A 1,614-nucleotide genomic window follows, 5' to 3' on the forward strand; every position below is an offset into this window, starting at 1 on the left:
TGTATAAGAGACAGTGCGCGGTCAGGGCGTCGAGGGCATTGGGGGTCTTCATGGGCGCGGCTCCGCATACACCAACACGCCGGTGGATGCAGCGCCCCCGGCCGAGTAGAAACAGCGGGCCATGCGCCTCAAGCTCCCCACTGTCGTGCTCCCGTCGGTTCTCCTGCTGGCCAGCGCCTGCATCGTCGAGGCTCCCGGTGGTGCCAGCGCCGAGCAGCGCAAGGCCGCCACGGTGACGCAGGTTCCAGCGCTCTCCGTGCGCAACGGCGCGAACCTGGGAGGCAAGGTGGAGCTGGTGGCGGCCACCGTGCAACCCGGGCGGCTGACGCCCGGCGAGCGCGCCCAGGTCACCCTCTACTTCAAGGTGCTCCAGGCCATCGACGAGGACTACCTCATCTTCGTCCACGTCGAGGACGCGGGCGGCCGGATGGAGCGGATGAACCTGGACCACAAGCCGGCCAACGGCATGCTGCCCACGTCCCAGTGGAAGCCGGGCGAGACGGTGAAGGACGAGTTCTCCATCTACCTCCCCGCGGACGCCAACCCGAAGGCGCTCAACATCTGGCTGGGGCTGTGGGACCCCCGCACGGACACGCGGCTGGCGCTGACCAACCCGGACGCGGTGCGCAACGACGGGAAGAACCGCCTGCTGGTCGCGCAGGTGCCCGTGGCGCGGTGAGGGAAAAGCGTCGGAGTGGGCCGTAAGCCGGGTTCTGTTCCCGCCCCTTTCGGGACGGGCGATGAACATTCATCTAGGGCCCTGGTTGCCCAGGGGCCTCATCAGCGAGCAACCCGAACGCGTGGGGCGGGCAACCCCTGTCCCCCGGACAGCGGGGACGCGCTCCTATTGGCTCTTGCTCCAGGTGGGGTTTACCGAGCCGTCCGAGTCACCCCGGACGCGGTGCGCTCTTACCGCACCGTTTCACCCTTACCCGCCCCTCGCGGAACGGGCGGTCTGTTTTCTGTGGCACTTTCCTGCGAGTCGCCTCGACTGGCCGTTAGCCAGCACCCTGCCCTCTGGAGCCCGGACTTTCCTCCCGCCACCCATGATTGCAGTGGCCGGCGTTCATCTGGACCACTCCGACTCCTGCCCCTTACAACAGGCCTGGGAGAGCGGTCCACTCCGGGAGCCGGCCTACATCCGCTCGTCGATGGCCCGGTTGCTCATGGCGTCCGCGTCCGCGTTCTTCGCGCGCGGGATGTGGTGCAGCCTCACGCGGGCGAAGCCCGACAGGAGCTTCTTGGCCTCGTCGAACAGCGGCCGCAGCGTGGCGCTCTTCACCTGGTACTGCCCGCCCAGCTGCCGGATGAGCAGCTCGCTGTCCGCGTAGACGTCCACCTCGCGCGCGCCCAGCACCTTCGCGTGCTTCAGGCCCAGCAGCAGTCCCATGTACTCGGCGTGGTTGTTCGTCTGCGTGCCGAGGAAACGGCCCAGGCGGGCGACCACGTGTCCCTCGGCGTCCGTCACCACCGCGCCCGCGCCGGCGGGCCCCGGGTTGCCCCTGGCGGCGCCGTCCGAATAGACGCGCACGCGGGGCAAGGGCTCGGAGGGTGGGGGAGGGGACAGCGCCTCGGCGGGCGCCCGCGCCACCTCGTCCCCGGGCGGCGGGGACG

The 1,614-nt window shown here is 69.8% G+C and carries 2 protein-coding genes and 1 other RNA gene; 1 reads left to right on the forward strand and 2 read right to left on the reverse strand.

The genetic code is table 11. The features are described 5' to 3' along the window. Positions 1-121 precede the first annotated feature (121 nt). Positions 122-679 (forward strand): hypothetical protein, encoded by a 558-nt coding sequence (locus FL311_RS43040; protein ID WP_141333449.1) that lies wholly within the window; start codon positions 122-124, stop codon positions 677-679. 8 nt (positions 680-687) lie between these two features. Here FL311_RS43040 and rnpB read toward each other — a convergent pair. Continuing rightward, positions 688-1,082, reverse strand: an RNA gene (rnpB, locus tag FL311_RS43045) — RNase P RNA component class A. A gap of 53 nt (positions 1,083-1,135) precedes the next feature. Then, positions 1,136-1,591 (reverse strand): ribonuclease HI family protein, encoded by a 456-nt coding sequence (locus tag FL311_RS43050; protein ID WP_228557479.1) that lies wholly within the window; start codon positions 1,589-1,591, stop codon positions 1,136-1,138. Between the last annotated feature and the right edge of the window lie 23 nt (positions 1,592-1,614).

Source organism: Myxococcus sp. AB025B, from assembly GCF_006518215.1.
In the GTDB taxonomy this organism is placed as follows: Bacteria; Myxococcota; Myxococcia; order Myxococcales; family Myxococcaceae; genus Myxococcus; species Myxococcus fulvus.

What these genes read in the sequence shown, in the direction of transcription:
- FL311_RS43040 (WP_141333449.1), top strand. Translation starts at nt 122, where the DNA reads ATGCGCCTCAAGCTCCCCACTGTCGTGCTCCCGTCGGTTCTCCTGCTG.